Origin of the sequence: Methanorbis rubei, assembly GCF_032714495.1 — an archaeon.
GTDB lineage: Archaea > Halobacteriota > Methanomicrobia > Methanomicrobiales > Methanocorpusculaceae > Methanocorpusculum > Methanocorpusculum rubei.
Genome location: NZ_JAWDKB010000005.1, coordinates 71,179 through 88,332, shown reverse-complemented (window position 1 = coordinate 88,332; position 17,154 = coordinate 71,179). Strand labels below are relative to the sequence as shown.

Below are 17,154 nucleotides of genomic sequence, written 5' to 3'. Positions count from 1 at the left end.
GAAATTTGAAACGCGAATCGCATGCCTTCGGCGTTATGTAAAAAACGCGAATAGCGCGAATAAAAAATCGCCAATGGCGATTTTTCAAAAAACAATTTGTGCATCTTTTAACGAATAGATATGGCCAAAAAAGTAATTTTAGTAATTTCGTAAAAATCGCCATTGGCGATTTTTTATTCGCGTCATTCGCGTTTTTTACATAAGGCCACATGCATGCTGTTCGCGTTTCGAGATCTCATCCATGCAAAACCTAATTGTACCATACCAGACATACAAATATCCATGACCGGTGTTCTTCCCGACAGTACGTTGCTGCTTCACTTCATCAGCAGGCGTCCGGACGGTGAAGTATTTGAGGATACCAGCTCAAGTGATCCCGTGCAAATCACTCTCGGCAAAAAACAGATCAATCCTGCTTTTGAGGAGGCCTTGCTTGGCAGAGCCGAGGGCGAGATCGTCACCGTCGTCCTGCCGCCGGAGAAAGCCTACGGGAGATATCACCGGAAACTTGTCGTCACCGTGAAGCGAAAAAAGATCAGCCTTGATCATGAACCAATCCCGGGCGAGATCATCAAGGTCGAGGTCATGAACAAGCCATGCCTTGTGACGGTTGTCAGCGTGACCGGCACAAGCGTCACGGTTGATGCCAACCACCCGCTTGCCGGCGAGACGATCACCTATGAGATAACCATCGTAAAAATTCTTGAACCATGAATGAACCAGGGGTAATTCATCTGTGCGACTGCATCACCGGCATGAACAGGCTCCCTGCCGGTTCGGTTGACGTTATCGTCACTTCACCCCCCTACAATATCGGCAAACCCTACACAACCTACGACGACACCGTTCCCCGCAACGGGTATCTTCTCTGGATGGAGGATGTTGCCAGGGCGTCTGCAAGGGTTCTCTCTGATGCCGGATCCTTTTACCTCAATGTCGGCGGGAGTCTCAAAGACCCCTGGATTCCGATGGATGTTGCGATGCAGTTTCGGAACAATGGTTTTGTTCTCCAGAACATGATCCACTGGATCAAATCGATCGCTCTTCCGAAGGCAGACATGGGAAGGTTTTACACCTCAGGCATTCCTGAAAACGGCGTTGCGGTCGGCCACTACAAACCGATCAACAGTCTCCGGTTTCACAACGACTGCCATGAGTTTATCTTCCATTTCACGAAAACCGGCGAGGTTCCAATCGACCGGCTGGCAACCGGCGTCCCTTATCAGGACAAAAGCAATGTGAAGCGGTGGGTGAAGAAGAAACAGGATCTCCGCGATCGCGGAAATACCTGGTTCATTCCCTATGAAACCATCCGCGAGGAACGTCCCCACCCGGCGGTGTTTCCCGTCCGGTTACCGGAGATGTGTATTCTGGATCACGGTACCGACCGGTGCGGTCTGGTGATGGATCCGTTCATGGGAATCGGCAGCACTGCTGTTGCCGCGGTGCGGCTTGGCATTCCCTTCATCGGGTTTGAGATCGATGAGGGCTACAAAAAAATTGCCGAGGAACGGATCGCCGCGGAACTTTCGATACGCTCTCTCTAACGTTTTTTTGTCTGTGGTCTCGCTTTGAGTAACCACGGAATGCACAGAGCACACAGAGCTTCACTGAATGCACGGAGAATGCCTGCGGCGCCGGAATGCACGGAAAGATATCCTAAGATTTTTTTGCTTTTCTTTTATGTTTGAAAAAATGAAAAAATAATTTTCCGTGCGTTCCGGTGCCGCAGGCATTCTCCGTGCATTTTCACGAGATGATGAGCAGGCCGAAACGACTCCTGAAAGGAGGAGTTGAACACGACGGGACGGCGTGTGGAAGGAATGTGATTTCATTTTTCCGTGGAGCTCCGTGAAATTTCCGTGTGATCTGTGGTTACTCCAAACGAGACCACTTTGTGTCTCATAGGAGACAAACCTCAATGACCATCACTCACTCTCACCGAAGAGATCCCGGCAACAACTTCGGGGAGCCGGTAGTACTCATCAGCCGTCATCTCTGCGATCATCTCCTTTGGCAGCATGCTGCCGAACTTCCATGTTGTGTCCGGCAGCTCAGGCAGCTCGGCCGCGAGTGCAGACAAATCAGCCTCTGAAATCTCCAAAAGAATTTTCGCGACTTTCTCCGCGGCGTCCGCTCCCTCCCAGTCAAAGATGCGGATTGCAAACTGATCATAGCGAAGAGTATGGCGCCCGCCGCCGTCAAGCCGGTTCTTCAACAGCCGTGCAAGAACCATGTTGGCCCGTGCGCCAAGGAACGTTGCGATCACCACCGACCATCCGGCGACCTCAGGCTCCGCACGCACGTGAACTATGCCGGGCCCAAAGTCATCAGGCAGCATGCGGATGAGGTCACTGAGCATCTCCTTCTGATCATTTGGCAACGGAAGAATGGTTGCACCCCGCTCAAGAATCCGACATACTGCTCTGCACACCGTGGGCGACGCGTCCCCGGCGCGACCGCTTCCGCTGCCGCTCCAGAACGGCCGCTTTGCATCCCCCGGATGCGCCGCAGGCTCCACAAGGGCACGTTTGTGGACATCGTCACGAAAGAGCAGACGCCAGCTTTTGCCGGTGAAGGAGAATGTTTTTCCCGGCTCACTGCCGACGAACCGCGGGTCCAAGGTCCCGACAACCGTCCCGTCCGGAAGGACGGCAAGAAATCCTCCGGCATCATGGATAACCGAGATGAGTGCTAACCAGTTGGACTTGCCAAGCTCCCGCTCGGCACGGGGGCCTGCAGAGAAGAGATCTCCGTCCCTGCTCAGATAATCTGAGTCTGCAAGGTACTCCAAGAGCTCTGAGATTTTTTCCAGTGGAACCGCTGCAAACGGTGAGAGCGAGTGCAGTGCCGAAAAAATTGTTTTCCTGCTGAGACTGCCGTACCTGCTTTTCAGAAGAAGAAACAGCTGCTGCACCATGACATGGTATGCATGCGCCGGTGCATGCAGCGGTTCTGCCTCATGCAGCATCGCAGACTCGATTGCTGCTGCGCTGATCAGCAGGTCGCATGGTCTTTCCAGCACAAAGGTCATCGTCGCAGGCCGTCCCCGCCTACCGGTGCGCCCCAGCCTCTGCAAAAATGAGGCGACGGTTTTTGGCGGCCCGTACTGCACGACGAGATCGAGATCGCCGATGTCGATTCCAAGTTCCATCGTGCTTGTGCAGATGACGCAGGTTCCGCCGCTCTGATCGAACGCGGCCTCGGCCACAGCCCGGTCATCAGCCGAGACTGAGGAGTGGTGAATATGCACGTTTGGCACCAGCTCTGCAAGAGGGCCCATCAGTCGCTCGGCAAAACTCCTGCTGTCCACAAACACGAGTGCTTTCTTTCCCCGGACAGCTGATGCAACAGCCCTCACCTGTAAGGAGAAATCCTCCTCCACGACAAACGTGAACTGTTTTGGTTTTTTCTCAGACGGGATATGTATCAGCCGCTGTTTTCTTGCAGGGCCTGACATCCATCCAAGGAGCTCCGCAGGGTTGCCGACCGTTGCCGAAAGTCCGATCCGCTGTACACGGTTTTTGGAAAACTCAATCCTGTCCAAAAGGCAGCGGAGGTGAACGCCGCGATCCGTTTCCATGAATGCGTGAATCTCATCGATTATCACAAACCGGACCGCAGAAAATGCGGGCCGCGAGTCAGGGTCGCCGAGCAGTACTTCAAGCGACTCAGGGGTTGTGAGAAGAATGTTCGGCAGGTCGCCTTCGCCGGAAAACTTCCACCGGTCGCGTGCTGCAACATCTCCGTGCTGTGAGGCGACCATGAGGCCTGCACGTTCGCACATCATCCGGATTCGATCCTCCTGATCATTGATGAGTGCTTTGAGGGGCGAGATGTAGATTATCCCAAGGCCCCGGGACCCTGATTTGAGCAGGGCGTCGATTGCCGGTATGAATGCTGACTCGGTTTTTCCTCCTGCGGTCGGCGCGAGCACCACGACGTCTGCGCCGTCAGCTACGGCGCGGCAGGTCTCTTCCTGCACGGGTCTGAGGTCGCTCCAGCCAAGTCCTGAGAGAAGCACCTCCTGCAGTGTCGGGTGAAAGGACTCAAACAGTGTCATCAGTTCTGAATACCTGTATCAGCTCTTCGCGGAATTTTTCCGCAGACATTGCTCCTGCCCGCATCCGAACGGCTGTGCCGTCACGGATGTACATGACGAGGGGGATGTTGGTGATGTGCAGCTGGGTTGCGATGCCGTGATTGCGGTCTGTGTCGCATTTGCAGAACTGAACCTCCGGAAACTCTGTTGACATCTCTTCAAAGATCGGTCCGAAGTACCGGCAGGGGCCGCACCATTCCGCCCAGAAGTCGATCACGATTTTTGGTCTCTGCAGGGTTACCTGATTGAAGTTGTACTCGGTGAGGTGCACTACCGGCCATCCTTCCGGCGGCGGAACCGTTGCCGCGAGTTCCTCGAGCCGTTTTTTTCTCAGCTGTTCCAGTTCGGGATCGTCCATACAGAAAATATGGGCAGATTATCTTAATGAGTGTATGCTAAGATATTTCTGAGTCGCATGCCTTCGTCGTAGCTCCGTTCACGAGGCGTATGCCTTCATCATAGCTCCGCCCACGGAACACACTGAACACACGGAAATTTCACAGAAAAAACATCACGGAGCAGACGTGAACATCACGAAACTCTCACTCAAAAAAATATTTTCGAACTCCCACGAAATAATTTTTAAAACTTTTTTCAGAAATATTTTGTGAATGTGGTAGGTCACAAAATTTCACTGAAAAAACATCACGGAACTCTTACTCAAAAAAATATTTTTAGACTCTCACGAAATAATTTTTGAAATTTTTTTCAGAAATATTTTGTGAGCGTGGGCGACCACAGAACTCTCACTCAAAAAATATTTTCGAACTCTCGCAAAATAATTTTTGAAATTTTTTTTAAATTTCCGTGATGTTCACGTCTGCTCCGTGATGTTTTTCCTTGAAACTCCGTGCGTTCAGTGTGTTCCGTGGGCGGAGCTATGATGAAGGCATACGCCTCGTGAACGGAGCTATGACGAAGACATGCGAATCGTGGGCGACTCATAAAACAGAAACCTATTTATCTGCGCACGGCAGATATGTTATCCCAAGCATTAGAAGCGAGGTGGGGTAGTCAGGAGATCCCGACGGGCTCATAACCCGTAGACCGATGGTTCAAATCCATTCCTCGCTACTGTTTTTTCGAGACACTTTTCACACACAACACAATGCACTTAGTCTTATCCGTCCAACAATTCTGGTAATGACAGCATCCAAAATACTTCTTCTCATCATCGACGGCGTGGGGGACCGTCCCTGCGAATGTCTGGGCGGAAAAACACCGCTTGAGGCGGCTAAGATTCCTAACCTTGACGAACTCGCCGCAACCGGCATCTGCGGCATCATGGATCCGGTAGCCCCGGGAATCCGTGCGGGCTCGGACACCTCCCACTTAAGCATTCTCGGCTATCCTCCCCAACAATACTATACCGGCCGCGGACCTCTGGAGGCGGCAGGCTGCGGCATCAAAATGGAACCGGGCATGGTCGGGTTCCGCGCCAACTACGCGACTCTTGACGATGCGGGCAATGTGATCGACCGCCGTGCCGGACGAATCGCCGACACCACCGAGATATCTGCCGCGGTCCGTGACGGCGTTGACCTCAGCAAATACGGAGTAACCATCGAGTTCGAGCCTGGCACCGGTCACCGTGCGGCCCTTGCCCTCCGCGGCAAGGGTCTTTCGGCTGATGTTTCCAGCAACGATCCGAAGACCACCGGCATCCCGCCAAAAACCATCCATCCCGAAGGTGCGGACACTGATTCTGCACGATTTACCGCAGAGGTCTGCAACGAGTTCTGCCGTCAGGCAGAAAACATTCTGAAGAATCATCCGGTTAACCTTGCCCGCAAAGCCGCAGGAGAGAACCCGGCAAACACCGTTCTCATCCGGGGAAGCGGAGTCATGGGAGCCTACGAGCCGTTCGAGGAACGTCACGGACTCTCCGGCAGCGTTATTGCGGCAGCTGCCCTCATTGCCGGCATCGGAAGCTCGGTCGGTCTGAAACGCGTTCCGGTTGACCCTGACACTCCCCTTAATGATCAGGTTGACCTCGTCCTTGACGAGTTCAAAACTCAGGACTTCGTGCTCTTCAACATCAAAAATGCTGACGAGTACGGCCATGATGGCAAGGCTGCCGAGAAGAAGGACTTCCTTGAAAAGCTTGACAAAGAACTTCGGCCGTTCATGGAGATGCCTAGCCTCATGATCGCAGTCTGCGGCGACCACTCAACGCCGTGCAGCATCAAAGAGCACAGCGCAGACCCGGTGCCGCTGATCATCCGCGGTGACGGCACGAGAGTTGACCGCGTCACCGCGTACGATGAAATTTCCTGCGCTGCCGGTGCTCTGTGCCGGATTTCCGGTGGAGATCTCATGCCGATCCTTCTGGATCTCATTGACAAAACCCATAAGTACGGCGCATAACGATATTACTTACAAGACACTGGTGGAGCAATGGCAGAAGGAAAAAAACGAATCATCGTCGCAGAACCCATTCCTGAAGCGGAGCTTTCCCAGGATGCCGAGATGCCGGCGGCAGAGGAAATTCTTGCAGAGTCCATTCCGGAGCTTGAGATTCCGCACCGTGAGGAGTCTGCGGTTGCGGCGATTGCAACGGCTGAACTGTTCAAGAAATGCATCCTGCCCAATAAGACCGAGCTGCAGGAACGCATTCTCAAGACAAAGAACGATATCCTCGTGGGCGATCACTGCGACATCGGCTACGGCCTTTACGGCAATGACATCGTGATCTGTGAGTTCTGCAAACTCACGGGCGATGTTGTTGCCGAAGGCGATCTCAGGATCGATAACTTCTGTGAGATCAGCGGGACCGTCATCTGCAACGGCGACGCGTATCTCGGCGAGGGCGTGAAGGTTCACGGCAAGCTGACGGTCGGCGGCAATCTTGACATCGGCGATAATGTTTTCATCGAAAAGGAGTTCAAGGCGTTCGGCGACATCAGCATCAGAAATCCGATGCCGGTGATTCTCTACCTTCTGCTGTATGTGATGACGATGCTTCACCTCGACAATGAGGCCGAGGTGGAGAAGACGGTGAATGCGATGATCTCGGAAGCGAACAGCGAGCCGCTTGTGCTTCCGCCGCGGACGACGATGGATCTTCGTTATTTTTCGGTCACAACCCCGATGGAGGTTGGTTCAAGCTCGCGTCTGCATGGAAACATCAAGGCGAAGTCTCTTGTTCTGCACAATGATGTGACGCTGTTCGGTGGTGTTCATGCGATTCGCCGCGTGAAGGTCGGCGAGCGGACTGCGGTCCACGGTGATGTGGTTGCCAACAGTGTTCGAATTGAGCGCGGTGCCGACATCCTCGGCGATGTTTCGGGCGACAAAGTCTGGCTGCATGAGGATGCTCTGGTGAGCGGTATCATCCGCTCTCCCGGGGGTCTCACGATCGGACGGTTTGAGGAGAAGAAGGGATGAAGAGTATTTCTTCGATGCTGGAGCTGGACTCTCTCCGGTTTTTGGAGCCTGACTATGCGTCGCTGGTGAACAACGGGGAGCCGGGCATTCTGATCTGTGAGGCAGAACCGACTTCCGGCGGCGCACGGATGCTGATTGATGATGAGGAGAATCCGGTGCTTTTTGCTGTTCGTGCGGGTGATGAGTGGGTTGGTACGAGCTGGAGTTTCCGGAGCCCGACCGAGCAGGAGTTCGCGTTGTTTTCTGCGACTGACGGGGATATCTATCAGGAACCGCGTTCGGTGATTGATGATGCGCTGCGTGCGCATTTTTCCAATATTCTTGTTGAGGAGGTTGCCCCTGCCCGCGAGGATCTTCCAGCCGACCGGATTGAGAAGGTCCGTGATCTGCTGCATGAGGTCTGGGGAGCTTCTGCTCCCGGGCTGTGTCTTGATGCGTGTGCGGGCTCAGGCATTGGTTCGATGATCATCCGCGAGATGGGCGGCGTTCCTCTTGCGTATGATAATGATCCGGCTCTGCTCGCGCTCGGTCTTTCGTCCGGCCGCCTGACGCCGGAAGGGACGGTCTGTATTGACGGGACGGTTGCGTCTGCGTATCTGCCGGATGCTGACCGGGGCCTTGGAATTATGTTTGGTCAGATGTATGTGTATACGCAGGATCTGTGGCGGCCTATTGTTGAGGAGCTTGCAGGGATTACTGCGGAGACGCTTATTACGGTTGCAACCGAAGAGGAGGCGCAGTGGGTGAGGTCCTGGGCGCGTGAGGTTGATCGCGATCTTGAGATATGGGAGAATGAGCGCGATCCGATCTATGATCGCTGGGTCTGCTTTGGATGAGCGGTTCGTTTTCGAATAATTTTTTCTTCACATTTCTGATTATCATCCTGCCCAAATTTCATTTTTTTCTTTTCCCGCTCCACCCAACAGCAAACAAATAACTCCTCTCTCTCCCAATAATATGTACCATATCGGAGATGAGTGAAGGGATTTCATAATGGTTTTCAGAGTATTCGTTGAGAAAAAACCGGCTCTTGCCAACGAAGCAAATGCAGTTCTTGGCGAGCTTCGCACACTGCTTGGCATACAAAACATCACAACGCTTCGAATCATAAACCGCTACGACGCAGACAACATCGAAAAAGATCTCTTCGAGTACGCCAAACACACCGTTTTCTCCGAACCCCAGCTTGACATCGTCTCTGACGCCGTCACCCTTCGTGACGGCGAACGTATGTTCGCCGTCGAGTTCCTCCCCGGTCAGTTTGACCAGCGTGCCGACAGCGCCGCCCAGTGCATTCAGCTCATCTCCCAGAAGGAACGTGCCATCATCAAAACCGCACGCGTCTACGTCATCGGCGGAAAAATCACCAACGACGACCTCACCGCGATCAAAAAATACGTTATCAACCAGGTTGAAAGCCGCGAAGCATCACTCGAACTCCCTGCAACCCTTGCGCTTGTCTGCGCAGCCCCAAAAAAAGTATCCGTCATGACCGGCTTCTGCAGCCTCGACACCGCAGGCCTTGCAGACTTCGCGAAGTCCTTCGGGCTTGCGATGGATGCAGGCGACATCGCATTTTGCCAGCAGTACTTCAAGACCACAGGCCGCGACCCGACCATCACCGAAATTAAGATGATCGACACCTACTGGTCTGACCACTGCCGCCACACCACCTTCCTGACAACCCTCGACTCCGTAAAAACGAAAAGCCCGCTTCTTCAAAAAGCATTCGACGACTACCTTGCCGTGCGCAAAAAGATCAACCGCACTAAGCCGGTCAACCTCATGGACATCGGCACCATCGCCGTCAAATATCTGCGCTCACAAGGAAAGCTCGAAAAACTTGACGAGTCCGAAGAGGTCAATGCCTGCACCGTCAGGATAACCGTCGCTGTTGACGGCAAAGACGAAAACTGGCTGCTCTTATTCAAAAACGAGACCCACAACCACCCGACCGAGATCGAACCATTCGGCGGTGCTGCAACCTGCATCGGCGGCGCAATCCGCGACCCGCTCTCCGGCAGAGCATATGTATACGCTGCCATGCGGCTCACCGGTGCAGGAAATCCGCTTGCACCAGTCGACCAGACCCTCCCCGGTAAACTTCCTCAGAGAAAAATTGTCACCACTGCGGCAGCCGGCTACAGCTCCTACGGCAACCAGATCGGTCTTGCAACCGGCATGGTGGACGAACTCTATCATCCGGGATATGTCGCAAAACGCATGGAGGTCGGAGCCGTCATCGGTGCGGCACCGGCATCAAACGTCCGCCGCGAGTCCCCTATTCCGAGCGACAAAATAATTCTTCTCGGTGGAAGGACCGGCAGGGACGGCTGCGGCGGTGCGACCGGCTCCTCCAAATCCCACACAGCTGACTCGCTTGAGTCCTGCGGTGCTGAAGTGCAGAAAGGAAACGCTCCCGAGGAGCGAAAAATTCAGCGTCTGTTCAGAAACCCGGCTGCATCTATCCTCATCAAACGCTGCAATGACTTTGGTGCAGGCGGCGTCTCGGTTGCGATCGGTGAACTCGCCGACGGCGTCTCAATCAATCTCAATGCGGTCCCGAAAAAATACGACGGTCTCGATGGCACCGAGCTTGCTATCAGCGAGTCGCAGGAACGAATGGCGGTCGTCGTTGCCGCAGCTGACGCAGAAAAATTCATCGCTCTTTCCCATGCGGAAAATCTCGAGGCCACAGTCGTTGCCGAGGTGACTGCCGAGCCCAGGGTCGTAATGACATGGAACGATGACGTGATCGTTGACATCTCCCGCGAGTTCCTGAACTCAAACGGCGTAGAAAAACACATCTCTGCTGAACTTGCCGCACCGGAACCATTCTCAAAACCGTTCTCCGGAACCTTCACGGAAAACTACTCAGCTCTTGCGGGCGACCTGAACATCTGTTCAAAGCGCGGCCTCTCGGAGAGATTTGACTCAACCATTGGTGCCGGCGCTGTTCTGATGCCGTTCGGCGGAAAATATCAACAGACGCCGGTGCAGGCGATGGTCACAAAGATTTCCGTTGAACACGGAGACACCGATGACTGTTCCTTAATGGCATGGGGCTATAATCCTGCAATCGCAGAGAAGAGTCCGTATCACAGCGCGTACCTCGCGGTCGTCGAAAGTGTTGCAAAGCTTGTCGCAACCGGTGCCGCATTTTCTGATGTCTACCTGTCGTTTCAGGAGTATTTTGAACGATTAGGGCTTGATCCGAAACGCTGGGGCAAACCGGTCTCTGCCCTGCTTGGCGCACTCTCAGCTCAGATGGGTCTTGGCATCGGTGCGATTGGCGGCAAGGACTCGATGAGCGGCTCGTTTGAGCAGCTCAATGTCCCGCCCACCCTGATATCGTTTGCGGTTACCACAGAAAAGATCCAGAACATCATCTCAAACGAGTTCAAAGGCCCGGACCACCGTGTGGTCCTTCTCTCTCCTGCCTATGACTTAGAGGGCGGCCTGCCGCCAACCCCCTCGCTTCTGGAAACATTCTCTCGTGTGACAGAGCTGATGCGAAAAGGTCAGGTCCTCTCCTGCTGGACGCCGGTTGCCGGCGGTATTGCCGAGGGAGTTTTCAAGATGGCTCTTGGCAACAACATCGGTCTTACGTACACAAACGACGTCCCCCTCGATGATCTGTTCTCCTACCGCTACGGATCGTTCATTCTTGAGCTTGACGCTGATGCTGAAGCGGTTGGCACGCTTCTCGGCACAACAACATCCGTTCCCGAACTACGGCTTGGCAGCGAAACAATTTCGCTCGCAAACCTCCGGCAGGTGTATGAGGCAAAGCTTGAGTCGGTGTTCCCCTGCAACATCTCTCAAGAGTCTGCAGCGATTCCAAAGATTACGTTCAGCGACCGAAACACCGCAAAGCCGCGTGTCCGTGTGTCACAGCCCCGCGTTCTTATTCCGGTGTTTCCGGGAACGAACTGTGAGTACGACAGCGCGAAGGCTGTCGCACGTGCCGGCGCTGTTCCCGAGGTTATCGTCATCAACAACATGACCGCAGAAGACATTGCAAATTCTGTTGACGCCATAGCTGACGCCATCCGCCGCTCGCATGCCATCTTTATCCCCGGCGGCTTCTCCGGCGGCGACGAACCGGATGGCTCTGGCAAGTTCATCACTGCATTCTTCCGCAACGCAAAAATCAAGGATGCCGTGCATGACCTTCTCAAGAATCGCGACGGCCTCATGTGCGGCATCTGCAACGGGTTCCAGGCACTGATCAAACTGGGCCTTGTTCCCTACGGCGAGATCGTTGACGTGGACGAGAACTCGCCGACGCTCACCTTCAACACCATCGGCCGCCACCAGTCAAGGATTGTACGGACGCGTGTCGCCTCGGTGAAGTCGCCGTGGCTGTCGCGCGTGAATGTGGATGATGTCTTCGCTGTTCCGATCTCCCACGGCGAGGGACGCTTCCTCGCGGGCGCCGACACTGTCGCAGACCTCATCGCAAACGGTCAGGTTGCTGCGCAGTATGTCGACCTCGACAACCAACCGACATCTGACATTCACTTCAACCCGAACAACTCCTTCATGGCAATTGAAGCGATCACCTCGCCGGACGGTCGTGTGCTCGGTAAAATGGGACACTCTGAACGCGTGGGCGAGGGACTGTACCGCAATGTTCCTGATAAGTTCATGATGCAGCTGTTTGAGTCGCTGGTGGCATACTACCAGTGAAGCGTTTTTCAACACAGCGGCTCGAAGAAAAATAAAATTCAGAATTTTTTTTTGAATAGGAGTTACGCGGTGGGGTTTTGCGACATGTGGTTTTGCTTGAAATAACCACGGAATGCACGAAAAGATTTCCGAGGTAATTTATTTCCTCTTATTCTCTCAAAATATGAAAAAATATATTCCGTGCATTCCCGCGAAGCGGTGAGCAGGCCAAAGGCATGCGATATGGTGCCGCAGGCGTTCTCCGTGCATTTCATTTTTTTCCGTGAAGCTCTGTGTGCTCAGTCCATTCCGTGGTACTCTAAGTGAGATCAAGGACAGAAAAATCTCAAACGATGAAACTCATCACCGCGTAATTCCTATTGAAGAAATATAATATCGAATGGACCCGAGGAGATTCGAACTCCTGACCTTCTCCGTGTGAAGGAGACGTCATACCACTAGACCACGAGTCCAAGAAAAAACCCACAAAAAGGGAGTGCACCGACCGGGATTCGAACCCGGGCTATTGGCTTGGAAGGCCAAAGTCATGCCTCTAGACCATCAGTGCCTTGCGTTATATAGGTGTATATTTGAAGTAATTAAATCTGCCGGATTTTTCTCTCTAAGAGAAAAATGAGGGATTAGTATCCCTGCATCTCCATCTTAACCTTCTCAAGGTTTGCAATCCGCTTCTCAAGAGGCGGGTGAGTGGAGAACAGCTCCATCACCGACTCGCCGGAGATTGCCGGAATAATATAGAATGAGTTCTCTGCTGAGATCTCGCGCTTCTTGTCCGGCGGGATCGTCTCCATCTTGCCCGAGATCTTTTTCAGCGCACGAATCAGTGCGTCCGGGTCGCGGGTGATGTAGGCACTGCCGCGGTCTGCGGAGAACTCGCGGTACCGGGAGATTGCCATCGTAATCATCGTTCCCACAACATACACAATAACAACCACTACCATCGCCACAATAAAGACAATAATGCCGCCGCCGTTCTCGCTGTTGCGGTTGCTGCTCAGAAGTGCCATGATGAAGGCATTGTTGATGATCATTGCTGCGACTGAAACCAGGAAACTTCCGATCGTCATCGTCAGCATGTCACGGTTTTTCACGTGTGCCAGTTCATGAGCAAGCACCGCCTCAAGCTCATCATCAGTCAGGATACCTCTGATCGCCTGGGTCACGGCAACAACCGCATGTTTCGGGCTTCTGCCGGTTGCAAATGCGTTCGGTACCGGCGAAGGCATAATTGCCACGCGCGGCATCGGCAGACCTGCTTCATCGGCGAGTTTCTTCACCATTGCATACAGCTTCGGCTCCTCATCCTCGGTGACAACCTTGGCCTTCGTTGACATCAGCACCAGTTTGTCGGAAAGGAAGTACTGAACAAGCGCCATTACTGCCGCCATACCGATGATCATATACAGGTAGTACGAGCCGAACATGCCGGTTCCGGCAAGCCACCAGCCGATCACGGAGAACAGTACCACGTAGATAAGGCCTATAATGACCCATGCCACGATCTGACGGGCGATGAGACCATAGTCACGCTTCCATATCATTGTATCTAAGTAATAGAACGCTCTGGATAATATGCTTCGTGTCTTCGCAATACGAAATCTAAAGTGTATAGAAATGATACAATAATTCACAAATCATGTTCGAGGACGAAGTCACCGAGACCGAAGAAGAGATCATGACAGAGGAACTGACTGATCTGGCGTTCGGGATGTTTACCATCTTCATGGAGCAGCAGCTGGAAAAGGAACAGACCTGCCTTTACCGTGAGGTAGAGGCCGGCGCGGATCTGACCGACCGCTGTGCATCCTGTCTGCCTGTCTTTGAGGACGCGTATCCTCCGCTTGTTCCGGCGCTCTCCTCTCTTGGAACAGCCGCAGATATTGCTGGACTCTATGCCGCAGGCGAAGGCATCGTTCCAACAAAAACCACTCGGTCCTATTGGATACAGCAGGACCGCCCCGGCGTTGCCACCGGTGTTTCGGGTGCTGAGGAGGCAGGGAAGTGGCTGATCTTTTTACTGCCCGAAGACGTTGACGCCGCATGGCAGAAGGTCCGCAACGCAATGGTTCTCGGGACTCTTGGTATCGGTGCAAAGGTCAGCACTGCAAAAGAGAATGAGGACTCGCGCGACGAACGCAAAGTGATCTATGTGTTCACTGAGAATTGGGCTGACGAGGCGGACGTGATGCGGGTGCGCGAGGAGTTGAAACAGCTCGGTTTTGTTGACCGGATCGGCTACAAGCGCAACCTCGACACGTATGCAGGCGAGTACCGGGAAAAGGGAAAGCGCGTGACCTACTACTCGGTCTAAAATTTTTTTTAATAGGACTTACACGGTGATGATTTTCATTGTTTGGGATTTTTCTGTAGGTGGTCTTGCTTGGAGTAACCACGGAACACACTGAACACACTGAATTCCGTGTGTTCCGTGGTTGCCCCAAATAAAACCAAGGACAGAAAATTCCTTTTCCTTATGTTATTTCATACCGCGTAAGTCCTATTTTAATAGAATTCACTCGAAATAACTACATGCATCAGAATCACGTCGCGTAAGTCCTATTAAAAAAACATTTTCAAAACAGTCTGGAAGAAAAAGTGAACCGGTGACGGAAAAAATCCGCACCGAAATATTGCATATTATGCTTTGCGTTCCTTGTTCTTCGGGCGAAGTGCCTTTGAGCCGCACTTGCGGCAGCTGGTTGCGCGGGAAGCGTTACGTGCGTTGCATTTCATGCAAACTTGTACATTAAGAAGTCTTGCCTCTGCTTCTGGGAATCTCATCTATGAATAACCCCGTTATATTGAGTTCTATAATGTGGGTGCTGGGTCCTATTAACCATTCCGCTCACCGCGAGGTTATGTACCAGTCGCGAAAAGCTGCAAGGGCACGGGCGCGGTGGGAGAGTTTGTTCTTTTCCTCCATGGACATTTCGGCGAGAGTTCGAACGCCTACAGCGAATATCGGGTCGTAACCAAATCCGTCTGTCCCGCGTTCGGCTGCTGTTATCTCCCCCTCCACGACCCCGGAGAATACACTGATGCCGTCCGTATCAGCGTAGGCAACAGCCGTTTCAAAATATGCACGCCTGTCGGCGATACCGCTCATCAGCTGGAGAACACCCGTGTTGCCTATTGTGTCCTGCACATATGCAGCATAGGGTCCGGGAAACCCGGACAGCGCATCGATGAAGAGTCCGGTATCATCCACGATCAACGGTGTTCCAAGCGCGGCGTATGCCTGCTCTGCCTTCGCGCGTGCAATCTCCTCCACTGTTTCGGCCTGCGGCTCAATGCAGGTGAAGTCGACATGCGTCACTTCGGTAATGCCTGCGAAGAATGCCGCGACCTCGGCTGCCTTGTTTTTGTTGCCGGTAACAACCGTAATCACAGGTACCGCCCCCGCAGTTCAATCTCAACCTCGCGTTCGATCACAGCGTCTGCACCGGCAAACGCAGAGCGATATCCATCACAGAACGCCTGCTTCAGCGATGCCGGCGAAGCAGTCGTACTCTCCAGTGTCTGGAACAGCACATGCAGATCAACGCCGCGCGGCTCAATCTCATCGGCCATCTGTGCGAGACCAAAGTCGATGAGATACACGCGTCCGTTCTGCCAGATCATGTTCGAGGTCGTCAGATCTCCGTGCACGATTCCGGTCTTGTGCAGTTTACCGACCGTAACGCCTGCCGCGTATGCGTATGCATCGCTGATCACGTACTTCAGCACATCGCCGTGCAGCTTTTCCATCACAATTGTGCGTTCCGTAACATCACGAATGACCGGCACCGGCACACCCCCTCTGCGCGCGGCAGCAATGCAGCGCGCTTCGGCCCGTGTCCGCTCCGTGATGAGGGCTGCGTCCAGCTTTGGCACGCGGTATCCTTTTGGCAGCCGCGTCTTTACTGCGTCAACGCCGGTCAGGTCCACGGCGGCCTCCGCTCCGCGCTCCGCAGTCTCTGACTGGCCGGGGGCAAACAGCTTCCCTGCATCGCTCCGCCAGGTCACCTCAACCTGATCGGATCTGAATCCGGGATTGACCATCGAGTCTGCAACCGCGATCGTGGAACCTGCCTCCAGCATGATTTTGCCGGTGTAGGCGATCATCGCACCGTTGTCGCCCATGTAGACCCGCGGCGGCGCCATAAACCGTGCCCCGCGTTCCTCGCACATGATTTTAAGCATCTCCTGAAGACGGCTGTTTGCACCGACACCACCAACCAGAATCACCTCGTCTTTACCGGTGTGGGCGAGCGCACGTTCCGTGACCTCAACGCACATCGCAAACGCAGTCTCCTGAAATCCGCAGCAGACATCCTCCATCGACTCGCCGCGCGCGGTAGCCTCCTTTGCCGCGCTCATCAGACCGGAGAAAGCCAGGTCCATTCCTTTCACCGTATAGGGAAGCGGAAGATAGGATCCTTTCTTTGCCATCTCCTCAATGATCGGTCCTCCCGGATGCGGGAGGTCATGGCTGCGGGCAAACTTGTCCAGCGCATTGCCTAGCCCGATGTCCAGCGTCTCGCCGAAGATTCTGTAGCGTCCGTTCAAAAATCCGAGAACCTGCGTGTTCGCACCGGACGCATAGAGCACAATCGGGTCGGCAAACTTTGTGTACCAGCGCCCGATCTCCACATGAGCGACACAATGGTTCACGCCGATTAACGGAACACCGAATTTCAGTGCAAGAGACCGTGCCGCAGTCGCAGCTGTTCGCAGCGACGGGCCAAGGCCCGGGCCGATCGAAAATGCAACTGCATCGATCTCTGGTCCAGCTTTCTCAAGAACTTTTCCGATCACGTCAGCAGCGACCGCTGCATGATGCTGGGCAGCTTCCCGCGGATGAATTCCTCCGTGCGGAGGTACGTAAGGCGAGGATTCGAGACATACCAAATCCTCATCAAAAACAGCGGCACTGAAGTTCCATGCCGTTCCTTCAATGCCAAGGACCCTTGCTTCGGGCATAATAATGTATT

13 protein-coding genes and 3 tRNA genes are annotated in these 17,154 nt (G+C 53.8%); 8 read left to right on the top strand and 8 right to left on the bottom strand.

Annotated features, from left to right (window positions below):
• Window positions 1-282 precede the first annotated feature (282 nt).
• Together McpCs1_RS06665 and McpCs1_RS06660 are read left to right on the top strand one after the other, a co-directional pair.
• Complete coding sequence (locus tag McpCs1_RS06665) at window positions 283-714, top strand: FKBP-type peptidyl-prolyl cis-trans isomerase (protein ID WP_338096480.1); 432 nt, start codon at window positions 283-285, stop codon at window positions 712-714.
• Window positions 711-1,547: a DNA-methyltransferase gene (locus McpCs1_RS06660; protein WP_338096479.1), complete on the top strand. Its 837-nt coding sequence runs from the start codon at window positions 711-713 to the stop codon at window positions 1,545-1,547. Before McpCs1_RS06665 ends, McpCs1_RS06660 begins: the two co-directional genes overlap by 4 nt.
• A gap of 371 nt (window positions 1,548-1,918) precedes the next feature.
• Here the strand turns inward: McpCs1_RS06660 and McpCs1_RS06655 are convergent, their stop codons facing one another.
• Window positions 1,919-4,063, bottom strand: a complete 2,145-nt coding sequence (locus McpCs1_RS06655; RefSeq protein ID WP_338096478.1) for a DEAD/DEAH box helicase — start codon at window positions 4,061-4,063, stop codon at window positions 1,919-1,921.
• On the bottom strand, window positions 4,050-4,460 hold the full coding sequence (locus McpCs1_RS06650; protein ID WP_338096477.1) for a thioredoxin family protein: 411 nt from the start codon (window positions 4,458-4,460) through the stop codon (window positions 4,050-4,052). The genes McpCs1_RS06655 and McpCs1_RS06650 overlap by 14 nt, the downstream gene beginning before the upstream one ends.
• A gap of 641 nt (window positions 4,461-5,101) precedes the next feature.
• Between McpCs1_RS06650 and McpCs1_RS06645 the strand changes: the two genes are divergently transcribed.
• From McpCs1_RS06645 to McpCs1_RS06625, 5 genes are all read left to right on the top strand, one after another.
• A tRNA-Met gene (locus tag McpCs1_RS06645) sits at window positions 5,102-5,176 on the top strand.
• 69 nt (window positions 5,177-5,245) lie between these two features.
• On the top strand, window positions 5,246-6,469 hold the full coding sequence (locus McpCs1_RS06640; RefSeq protein WP_338096476.1) for a 2,3-bisphosphoglycerate-independent phosphoglycerate mutase: 1,224 nt from the start codon (window positions 5,246-5,248) through the stop codon (window positions 6,467-6,469).
• A 30-nt stretch (window positions 6,470-6,499) separates the two neighbouring features.
• Window positions 6,500-7,489 carry a polymer-forming cytoskeletal protein gene (locus McpCs1_RS06635; RefSeq protein ID WP_338096475.1) on the top strand — a complete coding sequence of 330 codons (990 nt, stop codon included), beginning with the start codon at window positions 6,500-6,502 and terminating at the stop codon, window positions 7,487-7,489.
• Complete coding sequence (locus McpCs1_RS06630; protein WP_338096474.1) at window positions 7,486-8,325, top strand: hypothetical protein; 840 nt, start codon at window positions 7,486-7,488, stop codon at window positions 8,323-8,325. The genes McpCs1_RS06635 and McpCs1_RS06630 overlap by 4 nt, the downstream gene beginning before the upstream one ends.
• 157 nt (window positions 8,326-8,482) lie before the next feature.
• Window positions 8,483-12,181 carry a phosphoribosylformylglycinamidine synthase gene (locus McpCs1_RS06625; RefSeq protein WP_338096473.1) on the top strand — a complete coding sequence of 1,233 codons (3,699 nt, stop codon included), beginning with the start codon at window positions 8,483-8,485 and terminating at the stop codon, window positions 12,179-12,181.
• A gap of 380 nt (window positions 12,182-12,561) precedes the next feature.
• Here the strand turns inward: McpCs1_RS06625 and McpCs1_RS06620 are convergent.
• The 3 genes from McpCs1_RS06620 to htpX form a co-directional block, all read right to left on the bottom strand.
• Window positions 12,562-12,633, bottom strand: a tRNA-Val gene (locus McpCs1_RS06620).
• 24 nt (window positions 12,634-12,657) lie between these two features.
• Window positions 12,658-12,728, bottom strand: a tRNA-Gly gene (locus tag McpCs1_RS06615).
• Between the two features lie 73 nt (window positions 12,729-12,801).
• Window positions 12,802-13,722 carry a zinc metalloprotease HtpX gene (htpX, locus tag McpCs1_RS06610; RefSeq protein ID WP_338096472.1) on the bottom strand — a complete coding sequence of 307 codons (921 nt, stop codon included), beginning with the start codon at window positions 13,720-13,722 and terminating at the stop codon, window positions 12,802-12,804.
• A gap of 95 nt (window positions 13,723-13,817) precedes the next feature.
• Between htpX and McpCs1_RS06605 the strand changes: the two genes are divergently transcribed.
• Window positions 13,818-14,492, top strand: coding sequence for a putative phosphothreonine lyase domain-containing protein (locus McpCs1_RS06605; protein ID WP_338096471.1), 675 nt, complete (start codon window positions 13,818-13,820; stop codon window positions 14,490-14,492).
• Between the two features lie 326 nt (window positions 14,493-14,818).
• On the opposite strand, the gene McpCs1_RS06600 is transcribed toward McpCs1_RS06605, so the two are convergent.
• From McpCs1_RS06600 to McpCs1_RS06590, 3 genes are all read right to left on the bottom strand, one after another.
• Window positions 14,819-14,962, bottom strand: a complete 144-nt coding sequence (locus McpCs1_RS06600) for a 50S ribosomal protein L40e (protein ID WP_338096470.1) — start codon at window positions 14,960-14,962, stop codon at window positions 14,819-14,821.
• A gap of 64 nt (window positions 14,963-15,026) precedes the next feature.
• A complete protein-coding gene (locus tag McpCs1_RS06595; RefSeq protein ID WP_338096469.1) occupies window positions 15,027-15,569 on the bottom strand; it encodes an XTP/dITP diphosphatase in 543 nt (180 codons plus the stop codon).
• Window positions 15,566-17,143, bottom strand: a complete 1,578-nt coding sequence (locus tag McpCs1_RS06590) for a bifunctional N(6)-L-threonylcarbamoyladenine synthase/serine/threonine protein kinase (RefSeq protein WP_338096468.1) — start codon at window positions 17,141-17,143, stop codon at window positions 15,566-15,568. The genes McpCs1_RS06595 and McpCs1_RS06590 overlap by 4 nt, the downstream gene beginning before the upstream one ends.
• Window positions 17,144-17,154 lie beyond the last annotated feature (11 nt).

What these genes read in the sequence shown, in the direction of transcription:
- McpCs1_RS06640 (WP_338096476.1), top strand. Translation starts at nt 5,246, where the DNA reads ATGACAGCATCCAAAATACTTCTTCTCATCATCGACGGCGTGGGGGAC.
- McpCs1_RS06655 (WP_338096478.1), bottom strand. Translation starts at nt 4,063, where the DNA reads ATGACACTGTTTGAGTCCTTTCACCCGACACTGCAGGAGGTGCTTCTC.
- McpCs1_RS06630 (WP_338096474.1), top strand. Translation starts at nt 7,486, where the DNA reads ATGAAGAGTATTTCTTCGATGCTGGAGCTGGACTCTCTCCGGTTTTTG.
- McpCs1_RS06625 (WP_338096473.1), top strand. Translation starts at nt 8,483, where the DNA reads ATGGTTTTCAGAGTATTCGTTGAGAAAAAACCGGCTCTTGCCAACGAA.
- McpCs1_RS06650 (WP_338096477.1), bottom strand. Translation starts at nt 4,460, where the DNA reads ATGGACGATCCCGAACTGGAACAGCTGAGAAAAAAACGGCTCGAGGAA.
- McpCs1_RS06665 (WP_338096480.1), top strand. Translation starts at nt 283, where the DNA reads ATGACCGGTGTTCTTCCCGACAGTACGTTGCTGCTTCACTTCATCAGC.
- McpCs1_RS06635 (WP_338096475.1), top strand. Translation starts at nt 6,500, where the DNA reads ATGGCAGAAGGAAAAAAACGAATCATCGTCGCAGAACCCATTCCTGAA.
- McpCs1_RS06590 (WP_338096468.1), bottom strand. Translation starts at nt 17,143, where the DNA reads ATGCCCGAAGCAAGGGTCCTTGGCATTGAAGGAACGGCATGGAACTTC.
- McpCs1_RS06605 (WP_338096471.1), top strand. Translation starts at nt 13,818, where the DNA reads ATGTTCGAGGACGAAGTCACCGAGACCGAAGAAGAGATCATGACAGAG.
- htpX (WP_338096472.1), bottom strand. Translation starts at nt 13,722, where the DNA reads ATGATATGGAAGCGTGACTATGGTCTCATCGCCCGTCAGATCGTGGCA.
- McpCs1_RS06660 (WP_338096479.1), top strand. Translation starts at nt 711, where the DNA reads ATGAATGAACCAGGGGTAATTCATCTGTGCGACTGCATCACCGGCATG.
- McpCs1_RS06600 (WP_338096470.1), bottom strand. Translation starts at nt 14,962, where the DNA reads ATGAGATTCCCAGAAGCAGAGGCAAGACTTCTTAATGTACAAGTTTGC.